This is a genomic window from Chrysiogenia bacterium, from assembly GCA_020434085.1.
Classification (GTDB): Bacteria; JAGRBM01; JAGRBM01; order JAGRBM01; family JAGRBM01; genus JAGRBM01.
In genome coordinates this window covers 1-3,642 of the sequence record JAGRBM010000341.1, presented here as the reverse complement: position 1 = coordinate 3,642, position 3,642 = coordinate 1, and the positions used below count along the sequence as shown (strand labels likewise).

Annotated in this window: 5 protein-coding genes; all 5 read left to right on the top strand. The window is 65.3% G+C overall.

What is annotated here, in order from left to right; translation table 11 throughout:
• On the top strand, window positions 1-762 hold a 762-nt coding region (locus KDH09_11825; protein MCB0220376.1), incomplete at its 5' end, for a DNA topoisomerase VI.
• A complete protein-coding gene (locus tag KDH09_11820; GenBank protein ID MCB0220375.1) occupies window positions 759-986 on the top strand; it encodes a hypothetical protein in 228 nt (75 codons plus the stop codon). The genes KDH09_11825 and KDH09_11820, both read left to right, overlap by 4 nt.
• Window positions 987-1,088: 102 nt before the next feature.
• Window positions 1,089-1,574, top strand: a complete 486-nt coding sequence (locus KDH09_11815; GenBank protein ID MCB0220374.1) for a PPC domain-containing protein — start codon at window positions 1,089-1,091, stop codon at window positions 1,572-1,574.
• A 66-nt stretch (window positions 1,575-1,640) separates the two neighbouring features.
• Window positions 1,641-2,504, top strand: coding sequence for a MoxR family ATPase (locus KDH09_11810; protein MCB0220373.1), 864 nt, complete (start codon window positions 1,641-1,643; stop codon window positions 2,502-2,504).
• Window positions 2,505-2,660: 156 nt separating this feature from the next.
• Window positions 2,661-3,642: hypothetical protein (locus KDH09_11805; protein MCB0220372.1), on the top strand; the 982-nt coding region annotated here is incomplete at its 3' end.

The following is a 3,642-nucleotide window of genomic DNA, read 5'->3' as shown; positions in this document are numbered from 1 at the left end:
TCCGACACGATCATGGACGACATCGAGGCGCTCTTCGGCGTGAACAAGGAGCAGCTCGGATTCCGCCCCGACGACCACGGCGGCGCGGTGGCCGGCGCCCTTATCGTGATCGACCGCAATCCGATCACGGGCGAGACCATCCGGATCGACTGCACCCAGTTCGGCTCGGGCGCCTATTCGATTCCCTCTTCGGTCGAGCACCTGGAATTCGAAACCAAGGCCAAGTTTATCATGGCCATCGAGACGAGCGGTATGTTCGAGCGCCTGAACCACCACCAGTTCTGGGCGGACAACGACTGCATCCTCGTCTCCATGAACGGCGTGCCCTCGCGCGCGATTCGCCGCTTCATCCGGCGCCTTGCCGACAACAAGAAGATCCCGGTCTACGCCTTCACCGACGGTGACCCTTACGGCTACGCCAACATCTACCGCACCCTCAAGGTCGGCAGCGGCAACAACGCCCACCTGAACCAGTATTTCTGCGTGCCCCAGTGCAGTTACCTGGGCGTGACCCCCGACGATATTACGAAGTACGACCTGCCCACGCATCCGCTCAAGGACGTGGACATCAAGCGCGCCAAGGACGCGATCAAGAACGATCCGTTCTTCGCCCACCACCGCGAGTGGGTGAAATCCCTGGAGCGCATGATCAAGTCCGGCGTGCGTGTCGAGCAGCAGGCCTTTGCCAAGCACGGGCTGAATTTCGTGCTGGAACACTATTTGCCAGAGAAGCTCAAGAAACGGAGTGAGTTTTTGCCATGAAATATTTTGCCATCACGCTGATCGCCGCCACTGCGCTGGTCTTCGGTGCCCGGAGCGCCCTCGCCGAGGACTCCATGCCCACCACGCCCGCGCAGAACATGTGCATCATCGGCTGCGCCACCGACGAGGCCCAGTGCCGCGAGGCCTGCGCCGAGGACGAGGGCTGCAAGGAACTCTGCAGCACCGACGCCCAGCAGTGCGCCGCCGCCTGCGTCAGCGAGTAATCCAGTAGCTTTCGACGAACGCCCCGGCCCTGCTCACCGAGCGGGGCCGGGCGCGCCTTCCCCACACACCACATCCATATGCTGTTTTCCGAAAATCCCGGTGTGATACGGAGCAAGTTCGCGCCGCTGCTCCTGCTGCTGGCCACTGTGCTGCTGGCAAGCTGCGGCGAGCAGGACCTCACGGCGCTGAGCTGCGGCGTCGTGCCGCTGGCCGATGCTCATGAGCCCGATGACAGCCGCACCGCGGCCATGCTCCGGCCCCCACTCACCGACGGCATCCCCGCCAACGGCACCGCCGATTCCTACTTCCACCGCGACGTCTTCGAGCTGACCACCACCGGCGGCGACGTCACCATCGACCTGACCTTCAACCAGATTGATGGCGACCTCGACATGTTCCTCTTCGACGAGACCGGCGCCGCCCTCATCGCCTCCGCCGAGACCGACACCGACAACGAACAGATCGCACTCACAGGCATGGACGCCCCCGACGCCGGCACCTACTACCTGCTCATCCGCCTCTTCGGTTGCCCGATGACCGCGCCGTTTCCGCTGTACTATCAGGTGGAGTTTGTGGAGACTCCCTGAACTCCCCTCAGCACCCGCGCAAAGGCCGGTTGCCCGGCCCTCCCTCCCCCACCCATAATCAGCGCCATGAACGGCGCATCAGCAGCTAGAACAGAAATCGACGTCATCGAGCACCGCATCGAGAGCGAGCCCTATTACCTGCCCATCGGGCGCGAGGTGGAGCGCTTCGAGGCCGCCTGGCGGGCGCGCCTGCCGGTGTTGCTCAAGGGGCCGACCGGGTGCGGCAAGACGCGCTTTGTCGAGCACATGGCCTGGCGGCTCATGGAGGCGCGCCGCGCGGCGGGCGAGTCGCAGCTCGTCACCGTGGCCTGCCACGAAGACCTCACCGCCTCGGACCTGGTGGGCAAGTACCTGCTCCAGGGCGAGGAGACCGTCTGGGTGAACGGGCCGCTCACCAAGGCCGTGGCCGGCGGGGCGATCTGTTACCTCGACGAAGTGGTCGAGGCGCGCAAGGATACCACCGTGCTCATCCATCCGCTCTGCGATCATCGCCGCACACTTCCCATCGAAAAGAAGGGCACGGTCATCCCCGCGCACGAGGATTTCCTGCTGGTGATTTCCTACAACCCGGGCTACCAGAGCGTGTTCAAAAACCTCAAGCCCAGCACGCGCCAGCGCTTTGTCGCCATCGAATTCGACTACCCGCCGCCCGAGCTCGAAGAGCAGGTCATCGCCCACGAGTGCGGCATCGGCAAAGACATTGCGACAAAGCTCGCGCAGCTCGGCAAAAAGGTTCGCAATCTCAAGAGCGAGGGCCTCGAAGAAGGCGTCTCCACGCGCCTGCTCATCTACGCGGGCAAGCTCGTCGCCGAGAACATCCCCGCGCGCGAGGCCTGCACCATGGCGCTCGTCGAAGCACTCAGCGACGACCCCGACGTGCAGCAGGCCATCGGCGACCTGGTGGATTCGGTCTTCCCCGCGGGGGCCTGAGCAAAGACGGTTTTCAGTGCGTGCCATCTCAAAGGCTGTCATTCTGAAGGGTGCGCAGCGCCCTGAAGAATCGCGTCCCAGTCGGCTCCACGTGATTCTTCGCGTTGCTCAGAATGACACCTGCCTTCTTACCGTGCCGACATGGAATGAACTCTCGTGAGCACACTCTCCGACAAGTGGATGCGGCTGCTGGCAGCCGACATCACCAGCGACCTCGAGACGCGCTACGCGCAGCTCGACCCGGCATTGCGCGCGCACCTGTTCGAGTGGGCCGAGCGCATGGACGAGCGCTCGCGGCGGCTCGCCATGACGTTTCTCGACAAGGCCCTCTCTTACTCGCGCGCCGCCACGCCCGAGCGCATCGAGCTGTGGGCGAGCTGGGCCTTTGCCGCCGGCGAGCACTCGGGCGATCTCGGATGCCGCACGCTGGAGATTGCGCCCGAGGCGCTGAATACGCTCGACGCCGGGGGGGCCGAGCGCTGGTTTGCCACGGCGATGGAACTGGCGATCCGCAGCGAGCGGGCGGCGCGATCCTTTCTCAACTTCACGCCGACCTTTCTCGAACACGGCGGCGGCATGGATCCCCAGGTCTGGGGCAGCGCGAGCTTCCCGCTGCTCGAAGCGGGCTGGCAGTCGCGGCAGGTCGCCGCTGAGTTTTTGGAGCGCACCGCCGCGCGCGCTGCCGCGCTGGGGCCCGACGGGCTGGGCGTGCTGGCCGAGTCGGCCGCGCAGATCGGCCGCCGCCACGCGCCCATCGCCATGAGCTGGCTCGACGAGGGCCCGGGCCTGCTCGAAGGGCTTCCCGCCCATGCGCGCGACGCGATGATCGGACTCCTGCTCGCCGCGGCGCGCGGCATCGCGCCGGCTTTTGCAGAGATCGCTCGCCGCGCGGTGGCCGTTACCGAAATTCTCGCCGAGGATGCATCGGTCGTGCTGGAGGTGGCCGCGTCGCTTCACGGCGAAGCTGCCGAAGATGTCCTCGACTTCCTGCGCGAGACCCCAAAGCTTCTATCGCAAAAATACCCGCCGCATCTCGATCCCTGGATCGAGGGGCACAAGACCTGCCTGCAGGCGGCGCGCGCACTCACCAAAGAGAATCCGAAAGCCGCCAAGGCCCTGCTGCAGGCCATTCCGGAGC

Excerpts from the sequence above, each read along its gene's own strand:
- KDH09_11820 (MCB0220375.1), top strand. The coding sequence starts at position 759 with ATGAAATATTTTGCCATCACGCTGATCGCCGCCACTGCGCTGGTCTTC.
- KDH09_11810 (MCB0220373.1), top strand. The coding sequence starts at position 1,641 with ATGAACGGCGCATCAGCAGCTAGAACAGAAATCGACGTCATCGAGCAC.